Consider the following 26,583-nt stretch of genomic DNA (forward strand, 5'->3'; position numbering starts at 1 on the left):
CCTGCCGATACGTCAAGTTGAGGGAGGTGGCGGAGCGATGTCCCACGATCGCGGTCATACGGCAATCCTGATGGCGGACAAACTCCGTCCTCCCGCTTGCCCGACCCTTTCGCCCCACCCCTAGACTGAACCTCCAGCAGGTGGCTACACGCTCGAAAGGCGCCCCCGTGTCCATCGGCAACTCTCCTGGCAACTCCCCCGAAGACGACCGGCCTTCCGTCGGCCGTGCTCTCCAGCAGGCCCGCATCGCCGCGGGGCTGACCGTCGACGAGGTCAGTACCACCACCCGGGTGCGCGTTCCCATAGTGCAAGGCATCGAGCAGGACGACTACTCGCGATGCGGCGGCGACGTCTACGCCCGGGGGCACATCCGTGTGCTCGCCCGCGCCGTGGGCCTCGACCCGGACGCCCTGGTCGCCCAGTACGACGACGAGCACGGCGGCCGCCCCGTGCCCACCCTGACGGCGCCGGTGTTCGAAGCCGAGCGGATCCGTCCCGAGCCCCGGCGCCCCAACTGGACGGCCGCCATGGTCGCGGCGATCGTCGCGGTCGTCGGATTCGTCGGCTTCACGCTTTTCAGCGGCGAGGACGGGAAGGACGGCTCCACGGTCGCCGAGGAGACCACGACGGCCAAGCCGTCCACCACCCCGCCCAGCACCAAGCCCGCCCCCTCCAAGTCGGCCGACCAGAAGCCGGAGCCCACCGAAGGCGTCGGCGGCGATGACGGCGCCATCGCGGGGGTCCCGGCGGACAAGGTCACGGTCAAGCTGACCGCGCAGGCCGGGCAGAGCTGGATCTCCGCCCAGGACCACAACGGGCGGCTGATCCACGAGGGGCTGCTGCGCCAGGGCGACTCCAAGACCTTCAGCGACAGCAAGCGGATCGACCTGGTGCTCGGCAACGCCCAGGCCATCAAGCTGTTCGTGAACGGCAAGGAAGTCAAGGACCTGGCGGCCAACGGACAGGTCCAGCGGCTGAGCTACACCAAGGGAGATCCCGTGGCGGGCTGAGCGGGAAGCCGGACGGGAGCCCTGGCAGCGGGAGGTGTCAGCGCGACGAAGTAGTCTGAGCCCATGTCCGAACGCCGTACCGTCGCCCTTGTCACTCTTGGCTGCGCCCGTAACGAGGTGGACTCGGAGGAGCTCGCAGGCCGCTTGGCGGCGGACGGCTGGGAGCTCGTCGAGGAAGCCGCCGACGCGGATGTCGCCGTCGTCAACACCTGTGGTTTCGTCGAGGCGGCCAAAAAGGACTCGGTCGACGCCCTGCTGGAGGCCAACGACCTGAAGGACCACGGCCGCACCCAGGCCGTGGTCGCCGTCGGCTGCATGGCCGAGCGGTACGGAAAAGAGCTGGCGGAGGCGCTGCCCGAGGCCGACGGGGTACTCGGCTTCGACGACTACGCCCATATCTCCGACCGGCTGCGGACCATCCTGTCCGGCGGGGTCCATGCCTCGCACACGCCGCGCGACCGGCGCAAGCTGCTGCCGATCAGCCCGGCCGAGCGGCAGGGGGCCGCCGAGGTCGCCCTGCCGGGCCACGCGCAGACCGAGGCCGAGGCCGCGCAGGCCCCCGAGGACCTGCCGGCGGGGGTGGCTCCGGCGTCCGGCCCCCGGGCCCCGCTGCGCCGCAGACTCGGGACCAGCCCGGTGGCCTCCGTCAAGCTGGCCTCCGGCTGCGACCGGCGGTGCTCCTTCTGCGCCATCCCGTCCTTCCGCGGGTCCTTCATCTCGCGCAGACCCTCCGATGTGCTCGGCGAGACGCGCTGGCTGGCGGAACAGGGCGTGAAGGAGATCATGCTGGTCTCCGAGAACAACACCTCCTACGGCAAGGACCTCGGGGACATCCGGCTGCTGGAGACGCTGCTGCCCGAGCTGGCCGCGGTGGACGGCATCGAGCGGATCCGGGTCAGCTATCTACAGCCCGCCGAGATGCGGCCCGGGCTGATCGACGTGCTGACCTCGACCGAGAAGGTCGCGCCGTACTTCGACCTGTCCTTCCAGCACTCCGCCCCCTCGGTGCTGCGCGCGATGCGCCGCTTCGGGGACACCGACCGCTTCCTGGAGCTGCTCGACCGGATCCGGGCCAGGGCGCCGCAGGCGGGCGTCCGGTCCAACTTCATCGTCGGCTTCCCCGGCGAGACCGAGGACGACCTGGCCGAGCTGGAGCGGTTCCTCGGCGCGGCCCGGCTGGATGCCATCGGCGTGTTCGGCTACTCGGATGAGGAAGGCACCGAGGCCGCGACCTACGAGGACAAGCTCGACCCCGACGAGGTCGCCGAGCGGCTGGCGCACATCTCGCGGCTGGCCGAGGAGCTCACCGCGCAGCGGGCGGAGGAGCGGCTGGGCGAGGTGGTCGAGGTGCTGGTCGAGGAGACGACCACAGTCGACGCCGAAGAGCCCGGTGAGGCCGTGGACGCGGATGATGCTGTGGACGGCGAGAGAGCCCTGGTGGGGCGCGCCGCCCACCAGGCGCCGGAGACCGACGGCCAGACGCTGCTGACCCTGCCCGGGGGCGGCCGCGGGCCCGCGGTGGGGCAGCTGGTCACGGCGAAGGTGGTGGCGACGGAGGGTGTGGACCTGGTCGCCGAGGTGCTGGAACAGGGGGAGGCGCTGGAGGGCGGCGCGTGTTCCGAGGAGGCTGGCAGATGAGCGGAGTCCCGGCCTCCGCCGCGGGGGGGCACAGCCGGACGGCCGCGGCCGTCCGGCCCGCCGGGCTGTGGAACATCGCCAACATCCTCACCATGGTCCGGCTGGTCCTCGTGCCCGGGTTCGTGCTGTTGATGCTGCACAACGGCGGGTACGACCCGGTCTGGCGCTCCTTCGCCTGGGCCGCCTTCGCCATCGCCATGATCACCGACCTCTTCGACGGGCACCTGGCCCGCCGGTACAACCTGGTCACCGACTTCGGCAAGATCGCCGATCCGATCGCGGACAAGGCGATCATGGGCGCCGCGCTGATCTGTCTGTCGGCCCTGTCCGACCTCCCGTGGTGGGTCACCGGCGTGATCCTCTTCCGTGAGATCGGGATCACACTGATGCGCTTCTGGGTGATCAAGCACGGCGTGATCCCGGCCAGCCGGGGCGGCAAGATGAAGACGCTCGCGCAGGGCACCGCGGTGGGCATGTACATCCTGGTGATGACCGGGCCGCTGGCCACCCTGAGGTTCTGGATGATGGCCGTGGCGGTGGCGCTCACCGTGCTCACCGGCCTCGACTACGTCCGCCAGGCGGTCGTGCTGCGCCGGGCCGGGCTGGCCGCGGAGCGGGCGGGGCGGGAGTCCGTGGGGTGAACCGGGGGCACGGGGGAAGCGGGGGAGGCGCGGCCGAGGCGCTGGGGCTGCTGGAGGAGCGCGGGCAGACCGTCGCCGTCGCCGAATCGCTGACCGGGGGGCTGCTGGCCGCCGAGCTGACGGATGTGCCGGGTGCGTCCCGCTCCTTCCGCGGCTCGGTCACCGCGTACGCCACCGATCTCAAGCGGGACGTACTGGGCGTCGACGGGCCCCTGCTCGATGCCCGGGGGGCGGTGGACGCGGAGGTCGCCCGGCAGATGGCGGGGGGTGTACGGCGGGCCCTGGGTGCGGACTGGGGCGTGGCGACCACCGGTGTGGCGGGGCCCACACCGCAGGACGGGCAGCCCGTGGGTACGGTCCATGTGGCGGTGGCGGGGCCTTCGGGCGCGGCCGCCGCGGTGGCGCTGCGGCTGTCCGGAGACCGCGCCGGAATCCGTCGACAAACCGTGGAGGCGGCGGTCAAGCTGCTGTTGAGAGAATTGATCGCGACGGCGAGGGCACAGGATACGGAACAACGCGGGGGGATTTGATGTTTGCAGCCCTGAGTGAACACGACATCGCTCCCCGCACGGGCGCAGCAAGAGGCGGTACGGTGGGGCGTGAAGGATCCGGATCCGAGGTCCGAGGAGGGAGCCAGCGATGATTCTGCTCCGTCGCCTGCTGGGTGACGTGCTGCGTCGGCAGCGCCAGCGCCAGGGCCGTACCCTGCGCGAGGTGTCCTCCTCCGCCCGGGTGTCCCTCGGCTATCTCTCAGAGGTGGAGCGCGGCCAGAAGGAGGCGTCCTCCGAGCTGCTGTCCGCGATCTGCGACGCACTGGACGTCAGAATGTCCCAGGTCATGCGAGAGGTGAGCGACGAATTGTCGCTCGCGGAGCTGGCGGAGTCGACGGCGGCGAGCGAGAAGGTGCCCGCACCGATGCGGCCCATGCTCAATTCGGTTTCCGTGACGTCCGTGACGGGTGTCCCGGAGGAGCGGGTGACCATCAAGGCGCCTACGGAGGCTGTGGACGTGGTCGCGGCCTGACCGCCGCACCCTGACAGCGAAGAGCTTTTGAGCCCCGGTCGGTACACACCGACCGGGGCTCGACGTTTGCCCGGTCGCGCACGGGTCACTCTGTAGGGAAGGTAGAAAAAGGAGCAAAAGAGCCCAAATAGTTCAAAACCTATTCAAGAGTCAGTCAACGGGTCGAAAAGGAGGAGATGGATGTCTGTGGTGAAGAGCCCGCTCTCGGAGGAGAACCTCAAGGTCGTCAGCGATGCGCTACAGGGTGCTCTCGTCGACCTCGTCGACCTTGCGCTCGTGGGCAAGCAGGTCCACTGGACCATCGTCGGCCCGCGTTTCCGCTCGGTCCATCTACAGCTCGACGACGTCGTCACCACCGCCAGGCAGCACGCCGACACCGTGGCGGAGCGGGCCTCCGCGCTCGGGGTGCCCCCGGACGGCCGTGCCGCCACCGTGGCCGCGACCAGCGGCATCGACACGGCCAAGAGCGGCTGGACCGAGGACAAGGACGCCGTGCGCGCCCTGGTGGCCGGCCTCCGAGCCGTGATCACCCGCATGCGCGACCGCATCGAGGCCACGGCCGACCCCGATCCGGTGACCCAGGACATCCTCATCGGACTCACGCGCGATCTGGAGAAGCACCACTGGATGTTCCAGGCGGAGAACGTCAACGGCCGGTAGCGCCCTCCGCGGCCCGGCCGCCCGGTGTCGCGGGGGCTCCCCGGCTCTGGGTGCGGGCGGCGGTGAGGCCGGTCAGACTGGAGGGGGCGCGGGATGTCTGACGCGCCCATGAGCCTCCGATGCGCCCTCCCGTCGTGAGTGAGCGGGCGTCTAGCGTCGGCCGAAGGAGGCAGTCGATGGCAGCCGTGGGAGGGGCCGACAAACAGCGCCGCGGACCGGTCCGGTGGGCGGTCGCGCTTGCTCTCGGCGGGGTGTGGTGGTGGGCGGTGCTGCGGATGGCCGCGGCGCCGGAGCAGACGGGGCCGGTCGAGGGGGCGTTCACGGTGGGCGGCTGGGGGCTGAGTCTGCTGCCGGTGCACTGTTGTCCCTCCCGGGGGCGGTCGATGCGCCGGCTCTGGTCGAGGCCGCGGCCGGGGCCGGGGTCACCAGGGCATGGCGAGGCCGCCGTTCGGGCGCAGGATCTGGCCGGTCGTGAAGGATGAGGCGTCGGACGCCAGGTGGAGCACCGCGTGTGCGACGTCCGCCGGCTCGCCCACCCGCCCCAGCGGGCTGTGCCGCACCATCGGTTCCTCCGCGAGGCGCTGCTCCTCGTCGCTGTGGCGGTCTGTCATGGGCGTGCGGATCCACCCGGGGGCGACGGCGTTCACGCGAATGCCGTGGCGGCCCACCTCGGTGGCGAGGGTCTTGGTGAGCTGGACGACGGCGGCCTTCGCGACGCCGTAGCAGAGCAGGCCGGGCGCGCCGGTGTCGATGGCGCCGGAGGCCATGGTGACGATGGCGCCGCCGGTGCCCTGTTCGACCATGGCGCGGGCGGCCTCCTGGCAGCCGTACAGCACCCCTTTGAAGTTGACCGCCAGCACACGGTCGAGATCGGCGTCGTCCGTCTCCAGGACGGGGCTGCTGTGCATGATCCCGGCGATGTTGGCCATGATGTCGAGGCGTCCGTCCGCGCGTGCGGCGGCCACCGCGGCGGCGACCTGGGCGCGGTCGGCGACGTCCAGGGTGTGGGCGTGGGCGCTGCCCCCCGATGCGGTGATGTCGTCGGCCGTCCGCCGCGCGCCATCGCCGTCCAGGTCCGCGATGTGGACGGTGGCGCCGGCCTCGGCCAGCAGGGCGGCGCAGGCCCGGCCGATTCCGCTGGCCGCGCCGGTGACCAGTGCGGTGCGGCCGGTGAGGTCGTACGCGGTGACCGTCATGGCGTGACCGTACGCCCGAATCTGACGGACCGTCAATTAGTCGGTCGGGCCCGGCTGGCAGGCCGGGCACCAGTACGTGGTGCGCTCCTGGCCGGCGCGGCCCTGATCCACCAGACGCACGGGTGTGCCGCAGCGCAGACAGGGCTTGCCCGCCCGGCCGTAGACCCACAGCCGGCGGTCGGCGCGCGGCTCGGCCGTGGTGACGCGCGCGGGGCGGGTCTTGTTGGCCTCCAACAGCCTCTTGGCGAGGGCCACCAGCCGCTCGGGGGACGGCACTTGACCGATGGGGAGCCATGGGGAGACGCGCAGCAGGAAACACAGCTCCGACTTGTACACATTGCCGATCCCCGCGAGGCTGCGCTGGTCGAGCAGGGCCTCGCCGACGGGGCGGGCGGGGTCGGCGAGCAGGCGGCGCACGGCCTCGGACGGGTCCCAGCCGGGGCCGAGGAGATCGGGGCCCAGATGTCCCACGGCCCGGTCCTCATCCGAGGTGCGGAGCAGCTCGAGGACGGGGAGGCGGTAGCCGACGGCCGTGTGGTCGGCGGTGCTGAGCACGGCGCGGACCTGGTGGAGCGGGCCGCCGCGCCACCGCTCGCCGGGGGCGTAGATCTGCCAGGAGCCGTCCATCCGCAGATGGGAGTGGAGGGTCAGGCCGCCCTCCAGACGGGTGAGCAGATGCTTTCCGCGCGCGGTGACATCCGTCACCCGGCGCCCGGCGAGGTCGACCGTGGCCAGCCGGGGGACGCGTAGATCACAGCCGGTGAGCGGCCGGTCCGCCAGGGCCTGGTGCAGGCGCTGGGCCGTCCGCCAGACGGTGTCTCCCTCGGGCATGGATCCATGATGCCCTCCGGCGCGGCGGTGCGGGGCGCGCCCTGTCCGTCACGGGCGAAGCCGCAGGCCGCGGGGGGTGGGATGGAATCCGGCTCCTTCCAGGGCGCGCCCCGTAGGGGAGGACAGCGCGGCCGCCCCGTTGACCCGCTCCACGGTCACCGTGCCCAGCGAGCCCGCGCGCGCGGCCTGGGCGAGCGCCTCGACCGCCGCGTCGAGCCGGGTGTCGTCGTGCCATGCGAGGAGCGTCTTGCCGCCGCGCTCCATATAGAGGGTCAGCTCTCCGTCGACGAGGACGACCAGGGACCCCGCCTTCCGGCCCGGCCGGTGGTTCGCGTCGGCGGGCGGGTCGGGCCAGGGGAGGGCGGCGCCGTACGCGTTGGCCGGGTCGGCCGCGGCGAGGAGGACGGCGCGGCGGGCGGGGTCGCCGGTGTCACGGGCCGTGTTGACCGCGCGGAGCCGGTCGACCGCCCCGTCCATGGCGAACTGGGCGGCGCCGAGCCCCTCGACCACATAGCCGCGGCGGGCCTGGCCGCTGTCCTCGAAGGCGGACAGCACCCGGTAGGCGGCGGAGAACCCGCCCTCGACGCCCTCGGCGGCGACCGCGCCGCGGGTCACCACCCCATGGCGGTCGAGGAGCGTACGGGCCAGAGCGTGGGCGCGGTGGGTGGGCTCCGGCTCGCGCTCGGGCAGCAGGGACCAGCGGCCCGCCACGGTGGGCGGTCCGTTACGGGAGGCGGTGGGGCGGCCGGTGAGGCTGCCGTAGCGGCCCCGGGGGACCGCGCGCCTGGCCCGGTGGGCGGTGGAGCCGGCCGTGCGTCCCGAGCCCATCAGGGCGCGCAGCGGGGCGAGGGTGTCGCCGGTGAGCCGGCCGGACCAGGCCAGGTCCCAGACGGCCTCGGCGAGCTGAGGGTCCTGGACGTCGTGTCCGGCGGCCCGGACCTGCTCGGAGATCTGGCGGAAGAACAGGCCGTAGCCACCGGCCAGTGCGTCCAGCACGGCCTGGTGGAGCGGGCCGATCTCCAGCGGGTGCGGCGGGTGCAGCAGCAGCGGAGCGGCCTCGGAGAGGTGGAGGGTGACCCAGCCGTCCTTGCCGGGCAGCGCGCCCGCCCCGGCCCAGACCACCTCCCCGCTCGCGGTGAGCTCGTCGAGCATGGTGGCGGTGTAGTCGCCGACCCGGGAGGGCAGGACCAGCTTCTCCAGCGCGGAGGCGGGCACCGGGGCGCCCTGGAGCTGCTCGACGGCGCGCACCAGCCCGTCGATCCCGCGCAGGCTGTGGGTGCCCAGGTGCTGCCAGCGGGGGAGGAAGGAGGCGAGCGCGGTCGGCGGGACGGGCTCCAGCTCGTGGCGTAGCGCGGCCAGGGAGCGGCGGCGCAGCCGGCGCAGCACGGTGGCGTCGCACCACTCCTGGCTGACCCCGGCAGGGGCGAACTCGCCCTGGACGATGCGGCCGCCCGCCGCGAGGCTGTGCAGCGCCCCGTCGGTGACGGCGGTGCCCAGGCCGAAGCGGGCCGCGGCCTGGGCGGAGGTGAAGGGGCCGTGGGTGCGGGCGAAGCGGGCCAGGAGATCGCCGAGCGGATCCTTGACCGGCTCGGTGAACGCCTCGGGGACCCCGACGGGCAGCGCCGTGCCCAGCGCGTCCCGCAGCCGCCCCGCGTCCTCGACGGCCGCCCAGTGGTCCTGCCCGGCGATACGGACGCGGATGGCCCGGCGGGCCCCCGACAGCTCCCGCGCCCACTGGGGGTCGGCGCCGCGCTCGGACAGCTCGGCGTCGGTGAGCGGCCCCAGGAGGCGCAGCAGGTCGGCGACGCCCTCGGCGTCCTTGACCCGGCGGTCTTCGGTGAGCCACTGGAGCTCGCGCTCCAGCTCGGCCAGGACGTCGGGGTCGAGCAGCTCGCGCAGCTCGGCCTGGCCGAGGAGCTCGGCCAGGAGCCGGGAGTCGAGGGAGAGCGCGGCGGCCCGGCGCTCGGCCAGGGGGGAGTCGCCCTCGTACAGGAACTGCGCCACATAGCCGAAGAGCAGCGAGCGGGCGAACGGGGACGGCTCCGGGGTGGTCACCTCCACCAGCCGGACCCGGCGGGACTCGAGGTCGCCCATGAGCTCGGTGAGCCCGGGGACGTCGAACACGTCCTGGAGGCATTCGCGGACGGCCTCGAGAACGATCGGGAACGACCCGAACTCGCTCGCCACCTGGAGCAGCTGCGAGGCCCGCTGGCGCTGCTGCCACAGCGGGGTGCGCTTGCCGGGGTTGCGGCGGGGCAGCAGCAGGGCGCGGGCCGCGCACTCGCGGAAGCGCGAGGCGAACAGCGCCGAGCCGCCGACCTGGTCGGTGACGATCTGGCCGACCTCGTCCTTGTCGAAGGCGACATCGGCCGCCCCGACGGGGGACTGCTCGAAGTCGTACTCCCGGCCCTGGGCGGCCGGGTCGGCGTCCAGCAGGTCCAGACCCATCAGGTCCGCGTCGGGCAGCCGCAGCACGATGCCGTCGTCCGCGTGCATCGCCTGCGCGTCCAGCCCGAACCGCTCGGACAGCCGCGCCCCCAGCGCCAGCGCCCAGGGGGCGTGGACCTGCGCGCCGAAGGGGGAGTGGATGACGACGCGCCAGTCGCCCAGCTCGTCCCGGAAGCGCTCCACGACGATGGTGCGGTCGTCCGGCACATGGCCGCAGGCGCGGCGCTGCTCGTCCAGATACGCCAGGACGTTGTCGGCGGCCCAGTCGTCGAGCCCGGCGGCCAGCAGCCGCTCCCGGGCCGCCTCGGGGGTCATGCCGACGATCTCCCGGAGGAAGGCGCCCAGCGCGCGGCCGAGCTCCAGCGGACGGCCCAGCTGGTCGCCCTTCCAGAACGGGAGGCGGCCGGGGACACCGGGGGCGGGGGTGACCACGACCCGGTCGCGGGTGATGTCCTCGATCCGCCATGAGGTGGTGCCGAGGGTGAACACATCGCCCACCCGCGACTCGTAGACCATCTCCTCGTCGAGCTCGCCTACCCTGCCCCCGCCCTTCTTCGGGTCGGCACCCGCCAGGAAGACCCCGAACAGGCCCCGGTCGGGGATCGTGCCGCCCGAGGTGACCGCCAGCCGCTGCGCCCCCGGGCGGCCGGTGACCGTATTGGCCACGCGGTCCCACACCAGGCGCGGCCGCAGCTCCGCGAAGGCGTCGGACGGATAGCGGCCCGCGAGCATGTCGAGGACCGAGACGAAGGCGGACTCGGGGAGCGCGGCGAAGGGGGCGGCGCGGCGGACCAGGGCCAGCAGCTCGTCCACGTCCCAGGTGTCCACGGCCGTCATGGCGACGAGCTGCTGGGCCAGCACGTCCAGCGGGTTGGCGGGCACGCGCAGCGACTCGATGGCCCCCTCGCGCATCCGCTCGGTGACCACCGCGGCCTGCACCAGGTCGCCGCGGTACTTGGGGAAGACCACGCCGGTGGAGACCGCGCCCACCTGATGGCCGGCGCGGCCCACGCGTTGGAGCCCGGAGGCCACCGACGGCGGCGACTCGACCTGGACGACGAGGTCGACCGCGCCCATGTCGATGCCCAGCTCCAGGCTGGAGGTGGCCACCACGGCGGGCAGCCGGCCCGCCTTGAGGTCCTCCTCCACCAGCGCCCGCTGCTCCTTGGACACCGAGCCGTGGTGCGCGCGGGCCAGCAGCGCGGGCGCCCCCTTGGCCGCGCCCGACTCGGCCATCAGCTCGGCGGGGGAGTGGTCCTCGGGCAGGGCCGCCCCCGTGGCCCGCTCGTAGGCGATCTCGTTGAGCCGGTTGCACAGCCGCTCGGCGAGGCGGCGGGAGTTGGCGAAGACGATCGTCGAGCGGTGGGCCTGCACCAGATCGGCGATCCGCTCCTCCACATGGGGCCAGATCGACGGCTTCTCGCCCGTGTCGGTGTCGCCGTCCCGCACGGGCGAGCCGCCCAGCTCGCCCAGGTCCTCGACCGGGACCACCACCGTCAGGTCGAACTCCTTGTCCGACCGCGGCTGGACGATCTCCACCTTGCGTCGCGGCGACAGAAAGCGCGCCACCTCGTCCACCGGCCGCACGGTCGCCGAGAGGCCGATCCGCCGGGCCGGGCGGGTCAGCAGCTCGTCGAGCCGCTCCAGGGAGAGCGCGAGATGCGCGCCGCGCTTGGTCCCGGCGACGGCGTGCACCTCGTCGAGGATCACCGTCTCCACACCGCGCAGCGCCTCCCGCGCGGACGAGGTGAGCATCAGGAACAGCGACTCGGGGGTGGTGATCAGGATGTCCGGCGGGCGGTTGACCAGCGCGCGGCGCTCGGCGGCCGGGGTGTCGCCGGAGCGGACGCCCACCCGGATCTCCGGCTCGGGCAGCCCGAGCCGCACGGACTCCTGGCGGATGCCGGTGAGCGGGCTGCGGAGGTTGCGCTCGACGTCCACCGCCAGGGCCTTGAGCGGCGAGATGTACAACACCCGGCAGCGCTGCCGGGCCTCGGCCGGCGGGGGCGTGCTCGCCAGCCGGTCGAGCGCGGCGAGGAACGCGGCCAGGGTCTTGCCGGAGCCGGTGGGGGCCACGACCAGCACGTCCGAGCCCTCGCCGATCGCCCGCCAGGCGCCCTCCTGCGCCGCTGTGGGCGCGATGAAGGCACCCGCGAACCATCCGCGGGTGGCGGGGGAGAATCCGTCGAGCGCTGGGCCTGCCATGCCCTCCATCGTGCACCGCACCACTGACAACGGGCGGACCCGCAGGTCACGGCCCCGGGCTGGTGGTTCCGCGGCTCGGTTCGCGGCGCACAATGACCCTATGGACACCAGGCGGCGGGCAGGGGAGTGGGCACGGCACTGGCGCTGGACCGCGCTGCCGGGTCTGGACCTGCTGCGGGCCCGCTATGTGCGCCACACCTTCCCCCTGCACTCCCACGACGGATATGTGTTCGGCGCGGTCACCCGCGGGGTGGAGGAGGTCGGGCTGCCGGGCGGCATCGAGCGGGCCGGCCCCGGCACCGTCGTCATGATCAACCCGGAGGTGCCGCACACCGCGCGCGCCGGGGTGCCGGAGGGCTGGGCCTACGCCACGCTCTATCCCTCCGCGTCGGTGATCGCCGACATCGCGGCCGAGACCACCACGGTCCGCGGCACGGTCTGGTTCGCCGAGGCCATGGTCGAGGACGCGCACGCCGCGCGGCTCATCGGCGAGGTGCACCGGGCGGCCGAGGAGGGCGAAGCGCTCGCCGCCGACAGCCTGCTGCGCGTCACTGTCGCCCATCTGCTGCGTCACCACGGCGGCCCGCTCCCCGCGCGCACGGCGCGCAGCGCGGGAGCGTGCTCGGCGGCGCGCGCCCGCGAGCTCCTCGAGGAGCGGATGGCCGACCCGCCCACCCTGGAGCGGCTGGCGGCAGAGCTCGGCACGGGCCCCTTCGCCCTGCTGCGCGCGTTCCGCGCCGCCTACGGGATGCCGCCGCACACCTGGCTCACCGACGCCCGGGTGCGCCGGGCCCGCCGCCTGCTGGACGGCGGGGCCGCCCCCGCCGAGGCCGCCATCGCCGTCGGCTTCACCGACCAGCCCCATCTGAACCGGCACTTCACCCGGATCGTCGGAGTGCCGCCGGGCGCCTACCGGCGCGAGCGCGCCGCCAGGCCGTAGGCAGTAGGCCCCGGCGTGAGCAGGTGCAAGAACGTACAAGACCGGGCGCCATCCGGTCTCCTAACGTGCGGGGCGTGGCAGAACAGATCGACATACGTATCGGCTCCGAGCCCAAGGCGAGCGCGGCCGTGGTCCGTGACGCGCTGGGCGTCGGGGTCGCGGTCGGGCTCTCCGGCTTCGCCTTCGGCGTGACATCGGCGGGCGCCGGCCTCAGCATCGCGCAGAGCTGCGCGCTCAGCCTCCTCGTCTTCACCGGCGCCTCGCAGTTCGCCCTCGTCGGTGCGCTGGCGGCGGGCGGCAACCCGCTCACCGCCGCCGCGGGGGCGTTCTTCCTGGGCGTGCGCAACGCGTTCTACGGGCTGCGGCTGTCCGGCCTCCTCGGACTGCCCCGGCCCGTGCGTCCGCTGGCCGCGCACTGGGTCATCGACGAGACCTCCGCCGTCGCCCTCGCGCAGCCCGACCGGCGCACCGCGCGGCTCGGCTTCACCGTCACCGGCCTGAGCCTGTACGTCCTGTGGAACCTGACCACGCTGGCCGGCGCCGTCGGGGCGAACGCCCTCGGCGACACCGCCGCCTGGGGCCTGGACGCCGCCGGGCCCGCGGTCTTCCTCGCCCTGCTGGCGCCCATGCTCCGCGGCACGGTCGAGCGGGCCGCGGCCGGCCTCGGGGTGCTGCTCGTCCTCGGCTGTCTGCCGCTGCTGCCCGCCGGGGTGCCGGTCCTGGTGGCGGCGCTCGCCGCACCCGCCGTCCTCGCCGCCCAAGGCCTGCGTGCCCGGCGCGCCACCGGGGAGGGCGGGGTCCGTTGAGCACCTGGATCGCCATCGGCGTCACCGCGGCCGGGTGCTACCTGGCCAAACTGCTGGGCCTTTCGGTGCCCGCCGGGGCCCTCGAGCGCCCGGCCGTCCGGCGCCTGGCCGCGTTGCTCCCCGTCGCGCTGCTGGCCGCGCTCACCGCTCAGCAGACCTTCGGCGACGGGCAGCACCTGGTCCTCGACGCGCGCGCGGCCGGGCTCGGCGCGGCGGCGCTCGCCCTGGTGCTGCGCGCCCCCTTTCTGGTGGTGGTCGCCGTCGCGGTGATCGTCACCGCGGGTGTACGGGCGCTCTAGTCCAGAGCGCGGCCGTACGCGCGCAGCGTCAGCAGGGCCTCGATGGTTACGATCGGCCGCCGTTCCAGGGCCGCACCGGGCGGGCCCGGGCGCAGGTGGGGGAGGGGCCAGCCGCCGTCCTCGCCCTGGGAGGCGGCGAGGAAGTCCAGCGACCGCTCCACCTCGGCGTCGGTGAACCACGGACGGGCCGACGAGTCCGGGGTGCGCGCCATCTCGTGTACGAAGATCCGCTCGCCCGGGGCGCGGCCCTCGGCGGGCGGACGGTCCTCGGCGGGCTCGGGGTCCAGCGTCACCAGCCCCAGTTTGCGCACCCGCCGCCCGAGCCGCTCCGCCGCCGCCAGCGCTCGGGGGCGGTCCGGCGCCCCGTCGAGGAAGGCGGCGGCCGCCAGCACCTCGCGCGGACGGGGCGCGGCGCCCTCCGCCAGGGCCGCGACGGCCGCCCAGCAGAAGTCCGTCGCCCGGAACAGCCAGGCGTGCCACACGTCGTTGCGGTGCAGCAGGCCCACCACCGGACCGGTGGCGCGCAGATCGCCGGCCGAGCCGTCCGCCGCGGGATTCCAGGAGGCCACCGCGGCGCCGGGCGGGGCGGGGCGGTGTGCCGGGAGCGCGCCGTCCGGGGTGGTGATCTCCGTCAGATAGCGGCACAGGAGCTCCACGCGCCGCCCCGCGCAGCGGCCGATCCCGTCCAGGACGCGCAGCGCGTGCGCGGCGTGCTGCGGCCTGCTGTGCGGGCCGCGCAGATCCGGCTCCAGGGCGTGGCCGTAGCCCCCGTCGTCGCCCAGGTACGCGGCCAGCGCGGTCTCGACCGGATCGGCGCCGCCGCCCAGGAAGTGGTACGCGAATCTGCGCTGCTCGAGCACCCGGGCGGTCAGCCACACGAACTGCTCGGCGCGGGCGAGCGGGGAGGAGGGGACTGCTGCGGATCGGTCCATGGGCCGACCGTAGGCCGCAAAGCGCTGTCGCACGGCGGCTCGCGTCCGACTGCACTCCCAGGAGCGCGATACTGATCGCATGCGGTTGACGGACTTCTGGCAGCGGATGGCGGACTACTTCGGAGAGGGGTACGCGGACTCCTTCGCACGTGATCATGTGATGTCCGAGCTCGGTGGTCGTACCGTGCACCAGGCGCTGGACGCCGGCTGGGAGGCCAAGGCCGTCTGGCGCGGGGTGTGCGTCGCCCTGGAGATTCCGGCCGACAAGCGCTGATCGGCCGCCGGGCCCGCGGCCCCGGAGTTGCGGGGTGGCCGGAATTCTTCCACGGATGTACGCCACACTTGCCCAGTGGCCCCAGCAGAAGAGACCCTCCCGCCCGACGCCGACGGCGTCCCCGCCAGCCCCGAGGCTGCCGCCGCCCCCGGGGCGCGGCCCGACGCGCGCATGCCGCGCTGGCTGCCGCGCGCCATGGTGCTCGCGCTCGCCCTGGTGGCCTGTTATCGACTGGCCACCTGGGCCTTCGACCAGCTGACCGGACTGCTCCTCAACATCCTGATCGCGTTCTTCCTCGCGCTCGCCGTCGAACCGGCCGTGGACCGGATGGCGGCGCGCGGCATGCGCCGCGGGGCGGCCACCGGGCTGGTCTTCCTCGGCATCCTGATCGGTGTCGCCGGGTTCTTCACCCTGCTCGGCTCGATGCTCGCCGACCAGATCATGACCATGGTCGAGGACTTCCCGAAGTACCTCGACCAGCTGGTCAGCTGGATCAACGAGACGTTCCACACCGAGCTCTCGCGGGTCGAGGTCCAGGACAGCCTGCTCCACTCGGACTGGCTTCAGAACTACGTCAAGAACAGCGCGGACAACGTGCTGGACGTCTCCACGCAGGTCCTCGGGGGGCTCTTCAAGGTCCTGACGGTGGCCCTCTTCGCCTTCTACTTCGCCGCCGACGGCCCCCGGCTGCGCCGCGCCCTGTGCTCGGTCCTGCCGCCGACCCGGCAGACCGAGGTGTTGCGCGCCTGGGAGATCGCGGTCGCCAAGACCGGCGGCTACATCTACTCGCGCGGCCTGATGGCGCTGATCTCCGGCATAGCGCACTACGTCCTGCTGGAGTGGCTGGGCGTGCCCTATGCCCCGGCGCTGGCCGTCTGGGTGGGGCTGATCTCGCAGTTCATCCCGACCATCGGCACCTACATGGCAGGCGCCCTGCCGATGCTGATCGCGTTCACCGTCGAGCCCTGGTACGCGCTGTGGGTGCTGGTCTTCGTCGTGGTCTACCAGCAGTTCGAGAACTATCTGCTTCAGCCGCGCATCACCGCCAGGACGGTGGACATCCACCCGGCGGTCTCCTTCGGCTCGGTGATCGCGGGCACCGCGCTGCTCGGTGCGGTGGGCGCGCTGATCGCGATCCCGGCGACCGCGACGCTCCAGGCGTTCCTCGGCGCGTACATCAAGCGGTATGACGTCACAGACGACCTGCGGGTCAAGGGCCGGACGCGGCGGCAGCGCGGGATGTCGGCCCTGGCACGGGCGCGGGACATGCTGAAGCGGCGTGGTTGACACAAAAATCGAACATCCATTCTCATGGTGGATCTCGCCTGAGTTATCCACAGGCGGAGGACGTCCGGGCCGCTTGTCAGTGGCAGGCGTTAGCGTCGTGGACGTGAAGCGATCGACTCAAGCAAACCGGGTGGAACCCATGGCAGGAACCGACCGCGAGAAGGCGCTCGACGCCGCGCTCGCACAGATTGAACGGCAATTCGGCAAAGGCGCCGTGATGCGGATGGGCGAGCGGCCGAACGAGCCGATCGAGGTGATTCCCACCGGATCGACCGCGCTCGACGTGGCCCTCGGCGTCGGCGGCCTGCCGCGCGGCCGTGTGGTGGAGGTCTTCGGCCCCGAGTCCTCCGGTAAGACCACCCTGACCCTCCACGCGGTGGCGAACGCCCAGCGAGCCGGCGGCGCGGTCGCGTTCGTGGACGCGGAGCACGCCCTCGACCCGGACTACGCGCAGAAGCTGGGCGTGGACACCGACTCCCTCATCCTGTCCCAGCCGGACAACGGCGAGCAGGCGCTCGAGATTGTCGACATGCTGGTCCGCTCCGGCGCGCTCGACCTCATCGTCATCGACTCCGTCGCCGCCCTGGTGCCGCGGGCGGAGATCGAGGGCGAGATGGGCGACTCCCACGTCGGTCTGCAGGCCCGGCTGATGAGCCAGGCGCTCCGTAAGATCACCAGCGCGCTCAACCAGTCCAAGACCACCGCGATCTTCATCAACCAGCTTCGCGAGAAGATCGGCGTCATGTTCGGCTCCCCCGAGACGACGACCGGTGGCCGGGCGCTGAAGTTCTACGCCTCGGTGCGCCTGGACATCCGCCGCATCGAAACCCTCAAGGACGGCACCGACGCGGTCGGCAACCGCACCCGTGTCAAGGTCGTCAAGAACAAGGTCGCGCCGCCCTTCAAGCAGGCCGAGTTCGACATCCTCTACGGCCAGGGCATCAGCCGCGAGGGCGGCCTGATCGACATGGGCGTGGAGCACGGCTTCGTCCGCAAGTCCGGCGCTTGGTACACCTACGAGGGCGACCAGCTCGGCCAGGGCAAGGAGAACGCCCGGAACTTCCTGAAGGACAACCCCGATCTCGCCAACGAGATCGAGCGGAAAATCAAGGAAAAGCTGGGCATCGGCGTCAAGCGGGAGGAGCCGGCCGCCGAGTCCGGCGCCGAGGCGGCCGGAGCTGTCGCGCCCGCCGCCGCGCCCGCCAAGGCGGCGCCCGCTGCGGCGGCCAAGGCCGGAACGAAGGCGGCCAAGACTGCCGCGGCCAAGAGCTGACCGTGACGCGGCGGACCGACTGGCCGGACGGCCAAGGCCGTCCGGCCGGCCCGGACAGCGGCGCCCCCTCCTCGTCGAGGGCCGAGCAGGGGCCGCCGCGCAGCCCGGAGGAGCAGGCGCGGGCGATCTGTCTGCGCCTGCTCACCGGGACCCCGCGCACGCGCAGACAGCTCGCGGACGCGCTGCGCACCCGCGGCATCCCCGACGAGGTGGCGCAGGAGGTGCTGTCCCGGTTCGAGGACGTCGGGCTGATCGACGACGCGGCGTTCGCGGACGCCTGGGTGGAGTCCCGCCACCACAGCCGGGGCCTCGCCCGCCGCGCGCTCGCCCGTGAGCTGCGCACCAAGGGCGTGGACTCGGCCCTGATCGACGAGGCTGTGGGGCAGCTCGACGCCGAGCAGGAGGAGCGCACCGCGCGTGAGCTGGTCGAGCGCAAGCTGAGGGCCACCCGCGGCCTCGACCGGGAGAAGCGGCTGCGCCGCCTGGCGGGGATGCTCGCCCGCAAGGGCTATGCGGAGGGGGTGGCGCTGCGGGTGGTGCGGCGCGCGCTGGAGGAGGAGGGGGAGGACCCGGAACTGCTTGAGCGGCATCTGCCCGACGCGTAGCCGGGGCGGTCGCGGTGATCCCGGGCGAGGGCCTGTACCGGGTGGCCGCCGGTCGTGGGGAAGGGGGGTTAACCCGACGATCAAGAGGCCGGTCGGCAGGAGCGCCCCCGACCCCGGCCCCGTGGAATGGTGCGCTCATGACAGAGCACCCCACGCAGCGGGCCATGATGCTGCGCTACGCGATACGAACCCTGCGCGCCCGCAAGGGCGGATTCATCGGCGCGCTGCTCGCGTTGGTCTGCGCCTCGGCTCTGATCACCGCCTGTGGTGTGCTGCTGGAGACGGGCCTGCGCGGCTCCATTGCCACCGAGCGCTATGCCGCGACCCCTGTCGTCGTCTCGGCCGACCAGAACGTGCACAAGACCACCGTCAAGCACAAGAAGGGCAAGACGAAGGTCAAGCACAAGGCCAAGCCGCTGGCCGAGCATGTCTGGCTGCCGTATGACACGGTGCGCACCGTCCAGCGCGTCCCCGGCGTGCGCCGGGCCGTCCCCGAACTCACCTTCCCCGCCTACGCGGTGACGCCCGACGACCGCGTTCTGACCGGTCCCGGCGACACTCCCTCGTACGGCCACGCCTGGAGCTCCGCGCCGCTCACCCCGTTCGCCCTCACCCGCGGCAGCGCCCCGCGCTCAGCCGGGGATGTCGTCGTCGACCGCGAACTCGCGGCCCGCGCCGGTCTCGAGCCCGGCGACCGGCTCACCGTCCAGTCCACCGCCGCCCCCGCGCCTACCGCGTCACCGGTATCGCCGCGCCCGCCGACGGCGATCTGCGCCGGCAGACCAGCCTGTTCTTCACCGACGCCGAGGCCGACCGGCTCGCCGCCCGCCCCGGCCGGATCGCCGCCATCGGCGTGCTGGCCGAACCGGGCACGGACCCGGCCCGGCTGAAGCAGGACCTCGCCGCGGCCCTGAGCGGCACCAAGGCCCGGGTCCACACCGGCGGCGACCGCGGACCCGCCGAGTTCCCCGACGCGGCGGCCGCCCGTACCCGCCTGGTCAGCATGGGCGGCGCCATGGGCGGCACCTCGCTGCTGGTCGCGATCCTGGTCGTGGTCGGCACCTTCGCCCTCTCCATCCAGCAGCGCCACCGTGAGATCGCCCTGCTCCGCGCCATCGCCGCCACCCCGGGCCAGATCCGCCGCCTCCTCGGCCGGGAGGCCCTCGTCGTCGGCCTGGTGGCGGGCATCCTGGGCTCGCTCGCCGGACTGCCGCTCGCCCACTGGCTGTACGGCCGGTTCGTGGCGACCGGCGCCGTCCCCGCCACCCTGCACCTCGCGGTCGGCCTCTTCCCGATGGCCGCAGCCGTGGGCACCACGCTGTTCGGCGCCTGGGCGGCGGCCCGCATCTCCGCCCGCCGGATCGTCCGCATCCGGCCCGCCGAGGCCCTCTCCGAGGCCGCGGTCGAGCGCCCCCGCCCGGCCCTGGGGCGGGTGCTGGCCGGGCTGGCGCTGCTGGCCGGGGGCGTGGTCCTGGTCGTACTCCTCGGCCATCTGCACACCGAGCCCGCCTCGACGCCCGTCACCTACCTCGCCGTCGTCGTCCTCGCCGGGGCCGTCGCGCTGCTCGGCCCGCTGATCGTCCGCATGGCGGTGGCCATCCTGGCGCTGCCGCTGCGCATGGCCCGGCCCTGGGGCCGGCTGGCCGCCGCCAACCTGCGCGGCAACGCCACCCGGATGGCCACCGCCGTCACCCCGCTCGTGCTGCTGATCGGCATGGCCGCCACGGTCCTCTTCCTCCACCCCACGCTCGACGACGCCGCCCGCCGCCAGGCCAGGGACGGCAACCGCGCCGACTGGACGCTCGCCTCCCAGGGGCCGGGCGTGCCCGGGGCGGCGGCCACCGCGGTCCGCGGGACGCCGGGCGTCACGGCGGCGACCGAGGTGGTGCGGACTACCGTGCGCGTCGGCCTCGACAAGTACCCGGCTCAGGGCGTCACCCCCGAGGGGCTGACCCGGACCTGGGACCCGGACGTGACCCGCGGCTCCCTGGCCCGCTTCGGCGACGGCACGGTGGCCGTCAGCGAGGTCGCGGCCGACGGCCTGGGCCTGGCTCCCGGCGACACGTTGAAGCTCACGCTCGGGGACGGCACCCGCGCCGCCCTCACGGTCGTCGCCGTCTACGCCCGCGGACTGGGCTTCGGCGATCTGACCATGCCCCATGACCTGGTGGCGCGGCATGTCGACAATCCGCTGGCCTCGTCGGTACTCGTGGCCGCGGACCACGCCACGCGGGCCGGCCTGGCGAAGGCCGTGCGGGACTTTCCGGGGGTACGGGTCCTGGCCCCGGACCGGGTCGAGGAGCTGCGGGCCGCGACCGCGCGGTCGAACGCGGAGGTCGACTACATCGCGATGGGCCTCATCGTGGCCTTCACCGCCATCGCCGTCGTCAACACCCTGGCCATGTCCACCGCCGAGCGCGGCCGGGAGTTCGCGATGCTCAGGCTGGCCGGGGCCACCCGGCGCCAGGTGCTGCGGATGCTGCGGATCGAGACGGCGGGCCTGCTGCTGATCGCGGCCGTCCTGGGGACCGGCACGGCGCTGGCCGTCCTGACCGCGTTCAGCGTCGGCATGACGGGCGGCGCGGCGCCCACCGTCGTCCCGCTCGCCTACGGGCTCGTGCTGGGCCTCGCGGCCCTGCTGGCCTTCGCGGCGACGGTGCTGCCCGGGCGGCTGGCGCTGACGGCCCGTCCGGTGGACCTGGCCTCGGCCAAGGAGTGAGCGGGCGGCCGACGGGCCTGGAGCGCAGGTTTCACGGGGTTCACAGGTTTCACGGGTGAGGACTCACCGGCAGGCCCGCCGCGCGCCACGCCTGGAAGCCGCCCACCAGGTCTGTGGCGCGCGACAGCCCGAGCTGCCGCAGCGAGACCGCCGCGAGGCTGGACGCGTACCCCTCGTTGCACACGACCACGATCCGCAGATCGTGGTCCGTGGCCTCGGGCAGCCGGTGGTCGCACAGCGGGTCGAGCCGCCACTCCAGTTCGTTCCGCTCGACGATCAGCGCGCCCGGGATGGTCCCGTCGCGCTCCCGCAGGGCGGCGTACCGTATGTCCACGAGCAGCCCGCCCTCGGCCTGTGCCGCCGCGGCCTCCGCGGGCCCGAGGCGGTCCAGGCCCGTACGGGCCTCGGCCAGCAGTTCGTCGATGCTCCGCTTCGCGCTCATCGGATCACTCCCACTCACCCGGCAGCTCGACCTGTTCCAGCCGCAGCACCTGTCCGGTGCGGCTGTAGCGGCGCATCAGCGGCAGCGGCGGGTAATAGGCGTGTACCGAGACCGCGTGCCGCTCCGTGGAGGTGTTGAGCACCTCGTGGACGTGGTGCGGTCCGAAGGCCCGCCCCTGTCCGGCGGGAAGCGACCGCTCACGGTCGACGTCGTCGGCCAGCTCAAGGGTCTTCCAGCCCTCGGTGGGCAGGCGCGCGGCGAGCGACTGCTCGCGCAGCTGACCGGCCGCCGTGACGAACGCGCCGTGCGAGCCGCCGTGGTCGTGCCAGCCGGTGCCGGTGCCGGGAGGCCAGCCGATCAGCCACGCCTCGCTGCCGCCCGGCCCCTCGAGCCGCAGCCAGGTGCGGCCCTCCGGGTCGAGGGGGAGGGAGTCGACGAGCGCGGCGTCGGCGGCGGTACGGCGGGCGAACTCGAGGAGCTCGGCCGGGCCGGGCGAGGCGTCGGCGGGGGACCCGGCGGGTGCCGAGGGCCGGGCGGGGGAGGATGTGCTTACGTCGGGCACTGAGACCGTCCTGAGTGATCGCGAAAGGGGCGCGGCCCTGGCCGCGCGGGAAAAAGCCGATCAACAGGAGGGGCGACAGACGCAGCCCGCGTAGCGGACGAGGTCCACATGGACTCTCCGCCAGAAGCGCGGCAGCTGAGTGTCGGTCACGAGGCGTACTCAACCACGGGGCGGAAAGCAAGGTCAACTACTGCTGTCCACTCCGCGGACGCCCCCTGCCACGCACCCCGGCGCGCACACTGCCGCGCGCCGCCCTACCGGTGCGCCGTCGTTCCCGCCTCCGCCTCCGCCGACGCCTCCTCTGCGCCGCCGCCCCGCGCGGCCCTCCCGCCCAGCGCCGCGTCCGCGCACGCGTACAGCTCGGCCGGGCGCACCCCGGACAGCGCCGCGACCAGGTGCCCGTCGGGCCGCACCAGCAGCACGGTGTGGGCCGGGGCACCCGGGTACTCCTCGGCGACCAGCAGCTCGGCCCGCATCGGCAGCGCCGCGACGGCCGCCGCCAGCCGGGGCATCAGCCCCGCGCGCAGCCAGTGACGGCGGTCCCACACGCCCGTGCCGGGGGCGACGAGGACGACCAGCAGCTCCCGCCCCAGCCGCGCCCACAGCCGGGTGAGCGATCCGTCCGACGCGGTCACCGGCACATCGGCGGCGAGCGCGCCGATCTCGGTGTCGACTGTGATCGACCCCTCGGGGGCCGCCGCGGGCGTGAGGGGCGAGCGGCGGTGGACCGGTGGCTCGCCCAGGGGACCGCGCCCCAGATGGCCGTCGGTGAGCAGCTCGTCGTGGGCACGGACCGCGCCGGGCAGCACGGAGCGCCGCATCGCGTGCCAGCCGCCGGAGGCCCGCACCAGCGGCAGCGCCTGGTCCGCGGCGCGCAGCCGGGCGCTCACGGCGCCGCGCCGCTCGGCCTGATAGCTGTCGAGCAGCGCGTCCGACGCCCCGTGATGCCAGGCGAGGGCCAGCTTCCAGGAGAGGTTGCCGACGTCCCGCATGCCCTCGTCGAGCCCCTGGGTGCCGAGCGCGCCGAGCAGATGGGCGGCGTCCCCGGCGAGGAAGGCCCGGCCGGCGCGCCAGCGGAGCGCGAGCCGGTGGTGCACGGTGTGCACGCCGGTGTCCAGAAGCTCGTAGGGGAGCGCGGGGTCGCCGGACCACCCCGTGAGGGTGTCGCGCACCCGCGCGACCAGCGCGTCCGGCGTGACCAGGTCGCGGCCCGGCGGCAGCAGCCAGTCCAGCCGCCAGACGCCGCGCGGCAGCGGGCGGGCGGTCACCTCCGCGTCGAGGGTGCGCCACGGCGGGGAGCGGTGCAGCACGGCCTCGCCGGGCCAGGGGAGTTCGGCGCGCAGCGCGGCGACCGCGTGCCGCTCCACCGCGGTGCGCCCCGGGAAGCGCACGCCCAGGAGCTTGCGGATGGTGGACCGGGGCCCGTCGCAGCCGATCACATAACTGCCCCGCCACCAGGTGCTCTGGGCGCCCCGTGTGCGGATGCTGACGCCCCGGGGATCCTGTTCCAGGGTGTCCAGGCGGGTGCCCGGGACGATCCGGACCAGGTCCTCGCCGGGGATGGTGGCCAGCGCGGCGCGCAGGGCGCCGGTGAGCTCGTGCTGGGGCAGGTGCAGCGGCGAGGGCAGCTCCGCCTCCGGCTCGTCGCCCACCGTCCCGGCGTCGGGGCCGACGTCATAGCCATAGCCGTTACCGCCGGGGCTGTCCCTCCGGCCGGGCAGGAACGGCCGACCGGGCACCAGGGACACATGCCGGACCAGCTGCCGCCGCCGCAGGGTGCGCCAGCCGGTCCACGGCTCGGCCGCGTGGGCGGCCCGGCAGCCCAGCCGCTCCAGCAGGGCGGCGGTGTCGGGGCGCAGCACGGCCGTACGGGCGGGGCGGCGCTCGTCGCCGCCCTGGCTCTCGTCGAGCAGGATGACGGGCACCTCGGCGCGCGCGAGCGCGAGGGTCAGGGCGAGGCCGACCGGGCCCGCCCCGGCGACGATCACCGGGTCCACGGCGCGGTTCCGGTGACCCTGCGGGACGTACGTGAGTTGAGGAAACTGGCAGTTGAAACCCGGTGCGCGATCACACAAAGTATGCAACCCACTGCGGGTCCCCGCGTCAAGCGACGGGGGCGGTGGCGCGTACGCCACCGCCCCCGTCGGACCGGATATCGGACCGGGTATACGGTCAGTTCTTCGCCGCCGTGTCGGCCGGTCCGGCCACCTCGGCCTGGTCGACGACGTCCAGAGCGTCTCCCGCCGCGACCGGCTGCTCGGCCGGTGCGACCGCTATACCGCTCTTGGCGCGCCGACCGCGCCGCTCGATCCAGGTGGCCAGGGCGGACAGCGCCAGACACAGGGCCACATAGATCACACCGCCGACGATGATCACCGGAACGTAGGGGCTCTCGTCGTTGACGACGGTCACCTCGGCGATGTGCTGCATCTTGTACAGCAGTTCCTGGTACGTGATGACATAGCCGAGCGAGGTGTCCTTCAAGGTGACCACCAGCTGGCTGATGATGGTCGGCAGCATCGCGCGGACACCCTGCGGAATCAGGATGGTCATCATGACCTGGGTCTTGCGCATACCCAGGGCGTAGGCGGCCTCACGCTGCCCCTTGGGCACCGAGTTGATGCCCGCCCGCAACACCTCGGCCTGCACCGAGCCGTTGTAGACCGTCAGGCCGACGACCAGGGCCCAGAACTCCGTCCCGTCGCCGGTGAACCCCAGATCGTTCTTGTAGGTGAGGAAGAGCACCCACAGGGCGTAGATGGTGATCAGCAGCGGGACGGCCCGGAACAGCTCGATGAATCCGGTCGTGAACACTCGGACCCACTTGTGGTCCGAGAGCCGGCCGACGGCGAGCACCACGCCGAGCGCCACCGACAGCACCGCGGCCACGGCGAACACCTGGAGGGTGGTCAGCAGGCCGTCGATGATGTCGTTCTGGACACCCGCGTAGTTGAAGATGTCCCACATCTCCGGCGCGAACTGACCCTTGTCGTTCAGCCGTATGGCGATGAAGGCGATCAGGCCGATCACGGCGAGAGTGCCGATGACCGAGTACACGCGGTTGCGGATACGGGCCTTGGGACCGGGCGAGTCGTACAGGACGCTTGCGCTCATCGGGCCACCTCCATGCGGCGCTCCAGCAGCCGGAAGAGCCCGCTGATGGTGAAGGTGATGACCAGGTAGCTGAGCGCGATCCACAGGAAGATCCAGGCGATCGCGTACCCCTTGTCACTCAGCAGCTTCGAGACGCTGAACAGCTCGGTGTTGCTGAAGGCGCCCGCGATCGCGGAGTTCTTGGTGAGGGCGATGAATATGCTGCTCAGCGGCGGGATCACGGTCCGGGTGGCCTGCGGCAGGACGATCATCCGCAGGGTCTGGAAGAAGGTCATCCCCAGGCTTCGGGCCGCCTCGGCCTGCCCGATCGGCACCGTGCCGATGCCGGAGCGCACCGCCTCGCAGACGAACGTCGAGGTGTAGCAGCCCAGCGCCCCCACCGCGAGCTTGTAGGGGCTCGTCCCGGGGAAGAGGATCTGGGGGATCACGAAGAACGTGATCAGGAACAGCAGGGTCAGCGGGGTGTTCCGCAGCAGCGTGACCCAGGCGGTGCCGAAGGCACGCAGCGGCGGTATGGGGGACACCCTGAAGCCGGCCATGATGATGCCGAGGATGAGGGCGAGCGCCGCGCTGGCCGCGGTCAGCGACAGGGTGCCGAGGAACCCGTCGCGGAACTCAGGGAAGTAATCGAAGAGTAGGTTCATCTGTTCTCCGCGCTAGCGGTCAGGGCAGCACGACGGATCGCACCGGCTTCAGGGCGTACGGGGAGAACCGGCTCAGTAGCGCGGCAGGGGGGTCTTCGGGGCGACGTAGGCGGAGCCGGACTTGCCGAGCGTGCCCTCGTACGCCTTCTTGTAGTCGCCGTTCCCGATGTGCTTCTCGAGCGCGTCGGAGATCGCGTCGCGCAGCACCTTGTCGTCCTTGTTCATGCCGACGCCGTAGGGCTCCTCGGTGAACGGCTTGCCGACGACCTTGAGCTTGCTCGGACGCTGGGCCGCGTAGCCCTTGAGGATCGCGTCATCGGTGGTGACCGCGTCCACCTGGCCGTCCAGCAGCTGCTTGACGCACAGCGAGTACTTGCCGAGCTCGGTGGTCTTGGCGCCGTACTTCGGCTTCTTGATCTCCTGGAGCGGAGTGGAGCCGACGATGGAACAGACCTTCTTGCCCTTGACGGCGTCCGGGCCGGTGATGTCCTTGTCGTCCTTGCGCACCAGCAGGTCCGCGCCGGCCACGTAGTACGGGCCTGCGAAGCCGACCTGCTTCTTGCGCTCGTCGTTGATCGTGTAGGTGCCGACGTAGTAGTCGACCTGGCCCTTGGAGATGGAGGTCTCGCGGACGTTGGAGTCGACCGTCTTGAACTCGATCTGGTCCTCGGAGAAGCCCAGGTCGGCGGCGACCATCTTGGCGATCTCGATGTCGAAGCCGGAGCGCTTGCCGGTGGTGTCCTCGAAGCCGAGGTAGGGCTGGTCGGCCTTGGCGCCGATGATGAGCTTGCCGCGCTTCTGGGCCGCCTTGAGGGTCGGCGAGTCCAGCTTCACGTCCTTGGCGACGGTGTAGTCGCCGCTGACGACCTCGCCGCCCTTGGGCTTGTCGCCGGCCGTGCCTTCCTTGCCACCGCAGGCAGCGGTCGCCGCCAGAGCCAGAACCACCGAAGCCGCTGCGGCCGTCTTACGAATTCTCATCGTGCATCCCTCAGGTTTTGTTGTGCGTGCGTGCAGAAGGTGAGCCGTGCGGGGCT

The 26,583-nt window shown here is 73.0% G+C and carries 23 protein-coding genes and 2 pseudogenes; 14 read left to right on the forward strand and 11 right to left on the reverse strand.

All coding sequences use genetic code 11. The features are described 5' to 3' along the window. Window positions 1-167 precede the first annotated feature (167 nt). The 6 genes from ACZ4WQ_RS21085 to ACZ4WQ_RS21110 all read left to right on the forward strand — a co-directional run bounded on the left by ACZ4WQ_RS21085 (window position 168) and on the right by ACZ4WQ_RS21110 (window position 4,972). Window positions 168-1,010 (forward strand): helix-turn-helix domain-containing protein, encoded by an 843-nt coding sequence (locus ACZ4WQ_RS21085; protein WP_398373663.1) that lies wholly within the window; start codon window positions 168-170, stop codon window positions 1,008-1,010. 63 nt (window positions 1,011-1,073) lie between these two features. Next, window positions 1,074-2,648 (forward strand): 30S ribosomal protein S12 methylthiotransferase RimO, encoded by a 1,575-nt coding sequence (gene rimO / locus ACZ4WQ_RS21090; RefSeq protein ID WP_311723837.1) that lies wholly within the window; start codon window positions 1,074-1,076, stop codon window positions 2,646-2,648. Continuing rightward, window positions 2,645-3,289, forward strand: coding sequence for a CDP-diacylglycerol--glycerol-3-phosphate 3-phosphatidyltransferase (gene pgsA, locus ACZ4WQ_RS21095; RefSeq protein ID WP_398373664.1), 645 nt, complete (start codon window positions 2,645-2,647; stop codon window positions 3,287-3,289). The genes rimO and pgsA overlap by 4 nt, the downstream gene beginning before the upstream one ends. Continuing rightward, the gene (locus tag ACZ4WQ_RS21100) at window positions 3,286-3,819 is read left to right on the forward strand and encodes a CinA family protein (RefSeq protein WP_385342247.1); all 534 of its coding nucleotides are present in this window, start codon (window positions 3,286-3,288) and stop codon (window positions 3,817-3,819) included. The genes pgsA and ACZ4WQ_RS21100 overlap by 4 nt, the downstream gene beginning before the upstream one ends. Before the next feature lie 109 nt (window positions 3,820-3,928). After that, window positions 3,929-4,312, forward strand: coding sequence for a helix-turn-helix domain-containing protein (locus tag ACZ4WQ_RS21105; RefSeq protein WP_065965310.1), 384 nt, complete (start codon window positions 3,929-3,931; stop codon window positions 4,310-4,312). Window positions 4,313-4,492: 180 nt separating this feature from the next. Continuing rightward, window positions 4,493-4,972 (forward strand): Dps family protein, encoded by a 480-nt coding sequence (locus tag ACZ4WQ_RS21110; protein WP_311723835.1) that lies wholly within the window; start codon window positions 4,493-4,495, stop codon window positions 4,970-4,972. Between the two features lie 422 nt (window positions 4,973-5,394). On the opposite strand, the gene ACZ4WQ_RS21115 is transcribed toward ACZ4WQ_RS21110, so the two are convergent. From ACZ4WQ_RS21115 to ACZ4WQ_RS21125, 3 genes are read right to left on the reverse strand one after another with little or no spacing between them, the layout of a single operon-like run. After that, the gene (locus tag ACZ4WQ_RS21115; protein WP_358846255.1) at window positions 5,395-6,168 is read right to left on the reverse strand and encodes an SDR family NAD(P)-dependent oxidoreductase; all 774 of its coding nucleotides are present in this window, start codon (window positions 6,166-6,168) and stop codon (window positions 5,395-5,397) included. A 36-nt stretch (window positions 6,169-6,204) separates the two neighbouring features. Further along, window positions 6,205-6,999, reverse strand: a complete 795-nt coding sequence (locus ACZ4WQ_RS21120; protein WP_468022339.1) for an Fpg/Nei family DNA glycosylase — start codon at window positions 6,997-6,999, stop codon at window positions 6,205-6,207. Window positions 7,000-7,047: 48 nt separating this feature from the next. After that, on the reverse strand, window positions 7,048-11,652 hold the full coding sequence (locus ACZ4WQ_RS21125) for an ATP-dependent helicase (protein ID WP_398373666.1): 4,605 nt from the start codon (window positions 11,650-11,652) through the stop codon (window positions 7,048-7,050). A gap of 100 nt (window positions 11,653-11,752) precedes the next feature. Here ACZ4WQ_RS21125 and ACZ4WQ_RS21130 point away from each other — a divergent pair, with 100 nt between their 5' ends. The 3 genes from ACZ4WQ_RS21130 (at window position 11,753) to ACZ4WQ_RS21140 (ending at window position 13,697) form a co-directional block, all read left to right on the forward strand. Next, window positions 11,753-12,592: an AraC family transcriptional regulator gene (locus ACZ4WQ_RS21130; RefSeq protein ID WP_398373667.1), complete on the forward strand. Its 840-nt coding sequence runs from the start codon at window positions 11,753-11,755 to the stop codon at window positions 12,590-12,592. Window positions 12,593-12,657: 65 nt separating this feature from the next. Continuing rightward, on the forward strand, window positions 12,658-13,398 hold the full coding sequence (locus ACZ4WQ_RS21135; RefSeq protein WP_311723830.1) for an AzlC family ABC transporter permease: 741 nt from the start codon (window positions 12,658-12,660) through the stop codon (window positions 13,396-13,398). Then, complete coding sequence (locus ACZ4WQ_RS21140; protein WP_311723828.1) at window positions 13,395-13,697, forward strand: AzlD domain-containing protein; 303 nt, start codon at window positions 13,395-13,397, stop codon at window positions 13,695-13,697. Before ACZ4WQ_RS21135 ends, ACZ4WQ_RS21140 begins: the two co-directional genes overlap by 4 nt. Here the strand turns inward: ACZ4WQ_RS21140 and ACZ4WQ_RS21145 are convergent. Further along, window positions 13,694-14,629, reverse strand: a complete 936-nt coding sequence (locus tag ACZ4WQ_RS21145) for a hypothetical protein (RefSeq protein WP_311723827.1) — start codon at window positions 14,627-14,629, stop codon at window positions 13,694-13,696. The two genes, ACZ4WQ_RS21140 and ACZ4WQ_RS21145, sit on opposite strands and share 4 nt — an antisense overlap. A gap of 79 nt (window positions 14,630-14,708) precedes the next feature. On the opposite strand from ACZ4WQ_RS21145, the gene ACZ4WQ_RS21150 reads away from it, so the two are divergent. The 5 genes and pseudogenes from ACZ4WQ_RS21150 to ACZ4WQ_RS21170 all read left to right on the forward strand — a co-directional run bounded on the left by ACZ4WQ_RS21150 (window position 14,709) and on the right by ACZ4WQ_RS21170 (window position 20,787). After that, window positions 14,709-14,903 (forward strand): DUF3046 domain-containing protein, encoded by a 195-nt coding sequence (locus ACZ4WQ_RS21150; protein ID WP_311723826.1) that lies wholly within the window; start codon window positions 14,709-14,711, stop codon window positions 14,901-14,903. A 75-nt stretch (window positions 14,904-14,978) separates the two neighbouring features. Beyond that, window positions 14,979-16,190 carry an AI-2E family transporter gene (locus tag ACZ4WQ_RS21155; protein WP_311723825.1) on the forward strand — a complete coding sequence of 404 codons (1,212 nt, stop codon included), beginning with the start codon at window positions 14,979-14,981 and terminating at the stop codon, window positions 16,188-16,190. 139 nt (window positions 16,191-16,329) lie between these two features. Next, the gene (recA, locus tag ACZ4WQ_RS21160) at window positions 16,330-17,463 is read left to right on the forward strand and encodes a recombinase RecA (RefSeq protein ID WP_311723824.1); all 1,134 of its coding nucleotides are present in this window, start codon (window positions 16,330-16,332) and stop codon (window positions 17,461-17,463) included. Next, window positions 17,382-18,068 (forward strand): annotated as a pseudogene (gene recX, locus ACZ4WQ_RS21165) (recombination regulator RecX); the annotation flags it as partial. The gene recA and the pseudogene recX, both read left to right, overlap by 82 nt. Before the next feature lie 164 nt (window positions 18,069-18,232). Further along, a pseudogene (locus ACZ4WQ_RS21170) lies at window positions 18,233-20,787 on the forward strand (ABC transporter permease). Between the two features lie 49 nt (window positions 20,788-20,836). Here ACZ4WQ_RS21170 and ACZ4WQ_RS21175 read toward each other — a convergent pair. The 7 genes from ACZ4WQ_RS21175 to ACZ4WQ_RS21205 all read right to left on the reverse strand — a co-directional run bounded on the left by ACZ4WQ_RS21175 (window position 20,837) and on the right by ACZ4WQ_RS21205 (window position 26,527). Then, window positions 20,837-21,229 (reverse strand): rhodanese-like domain-containing protein, encoded by a 393-nt coding sequence (locus ACZ4WQ_RS21175; RefSeq protein ID WP_358846260.1) that lies wholly within the window; start codon window positions 21,227-21,229, stop codon window positions 20,837-20,839. A 4-nt stretch (window positions 21,230-21,233) separates the two neighbouring features. Beyond that, window positions 21,234-21,791, reverse strand: a complete 558-nt coding sequence (locus tag ACZ4WQ_RS21180; protein WP_398373668.1) for a cysteine dioxygenase — start codon at window positions 21,789-21,791, stop codon at window positions 21,234-21,236. A gap of 60 nt (window positions 21,792-21,851) precedes the next feature. Further along, the gene (locus tag ACZ4WQ_RS21185) at window positions 21,852-21,941 is read right to left on the reverse strand and encodes a putative leader peptide (protein ID WP_352132105.1); all 90 of its coding nucleotides are present in this window, start codon (window positions 21,939-21,941) and stop codon (window positions 21,852-21,854) included. Between the two features lie 104 nt (window positions 21,942-22,045). Further along, on the reverse strand, window positions 22,046-23,788 hold the full coding sequence (locus ACZ4WQ_RS21190; protein WP_398373669.1) for an FAD-dependent monooxygenase: 1,743 nt from the start codon (window positions 23,786-23,788) through the stop codon (window positions 22,046-22,048). Window positions 23,789-23,963: 175 nt separating this feature from the next. After that, window positions 23,964-24,905, reverse strand: a complete 942-nt coding sequence (locus ACZ4WQ_RS21195) for an amino acid ABC transporter permease (RefSeq protein ID WP_311723819.1) — start codon at window positions 24,903-24,905, stop codon at window positions 23,964-23,966. Next, window positions 24,902-25,549: an amino acid ABC transporter permease gene (locus tag ACZ4WQ_RS21200; protein ID WP_311723818.1), complete on the reverse strand. Its 648-nt coding sequence runs from the start codon at window positions 25,547-25,549 to the stop codon at window positions 24,902-24,904. Before ACZ4WQ_RS21200 ends, ACZ4WQ_RS21195 begins: the two co-directional genes overlap by 4 nt. Window positions 25,550-25,621: 72 nt before the next feature. Beyond that, window positions 25,622-26,527, reverse strand: a complete 906-nt coding sequence (locus tag ACZ4WQ_RS21205) for a glutamate ABC transporter substrate-binding protein (protein ID WP_311723817.1) — start codon at window positions 26,525-26,527, stop codon at window positions 25,622-25,624. Window positions 26,528-26,583 lie beyond the last annotated feature (56 nt).

It is taken from the genome of Streptomyces sp. NPDC028305, assembly GCF_055569495.1.

What these genes read in the sequence shown, in the direction of transcription:
- ACZ4WQ_RS21125 (WP_398373666.1), bottom strand. Translation starts at nt 11,652, where the DNA reads ATGGCAGGCCCAGCGCTCGACGGATTCTCCCCCGCCACCCGCGGATGG.
- ACZ4WQ_RS21175 (WP_358846260.1), bottom strand. Translation starts at nt 21,229, where the DNA reads ATGAGCGCGAAGCGGAGCATCGACGAACTGCTGGCCGAGGCCCGTACG.
- ACZ4WQ_RS21110 (WP_311723835.1), top strand. Translation starts at nt 4,493, where the DNA reads ATGTCTGTGGTGAAGAGCCCGCTCTCGGAGGAGAACCTCAAGGTCGTC.
- ACZ4WQ_RS21130 (WP_398373667.1), top strand. Translation starts at nt 11,753, where the DNA reads ATGGACACCAGGCGGCGGGCAGGGGAGTGGGCACGGCACTGGCGCTGG.
- ACZ4WQ_RS21195 (WP_311723819.1), bottom strand. Translation starts at nt 24,905, where the DNA reads ATGAGCGCAAGCGTCCTGTACGACTCGCCCGGTCCCAAGGCCCGTATC.
- rimO (WP_311723837.1), top strand. Translation starts at nt 1,074, where the DNA reads ATGTCCGAACGCCGTACCGTCGCCCTTGTCACTCTTGGCTGCGCCCGT.
- recA (WP_311723824.1), top strand. Translation starts at nt 16,330, where the DNA reads ATGGCAGGAACCGACCGCGAGAAGGCGCTCGACGCCGCGCTCGCACAG.
- ACZ4WQ_RS21145 (WP_311723827.1), bottom strand. Translation starts at nt 14,629, where the DNA reads ATGGACCGATCCGCAGCAGTCCCCTCCTCCCCGCTCGCCCGCGCCGAG.
- ACZ4WQ_RS21200 (WP_311723818.1), bottom strand. Translation starts at nt 25,549, where the DNA reads ATGAACCTACTCTTCGATTACTTCCCTGAGTTCCGCGACGGGTTCCTC.
- ACZ4WQ_RS21150 (WP_311723826.1), top strand. Translation starts at nt 14,709, where the DNA reads ATGCGGTTGACGGACTTCTGGCAGCGGATGGCGGACTACTTCGGAGAG.
- ACZ4WQ_RS21105 (WP_065965310.1), top strand. Translation starts at nt 3,929, where the DNA reads ATGATTCTGCTCCGTCGCCTGCTGGGTGACGTGCTGCGTCGGCAGCGC.
- ACZ4WQ_RS21120 (WP_468022339.1), bottom strand. Translation starts at nt 6,999, where the DNA reads ATGCCCGAGGGAGACACCGTCTGGCGGACGGCCCAGCGCCTGCACCAG.
- ACZ4WQ_RS21115 (WP_358846255.1), bottom strand. Translation starts at nt 6,168, where the DNA reads ATGACGGTCACCGCGTACGACCTCACCGGCCGCACCGCACTGGTCACC.
- ACZ4WQ_RS21205 (WP_311723817.1), bottom strand. Translation starts at nt 26,527, where the DNA reads ATGAGAATTCGTAAGACGGCCGCAGCGGCTTCGGTGGTTCTGGCTCTG.
- pgsA (WP_398373664.1), top strand. Translation starts at nt 2,645, where the DNA reads ATGAGCGGAGTCCCGGCCTCCGCCGCGGGGGGGCACAGCCGGACGGCC.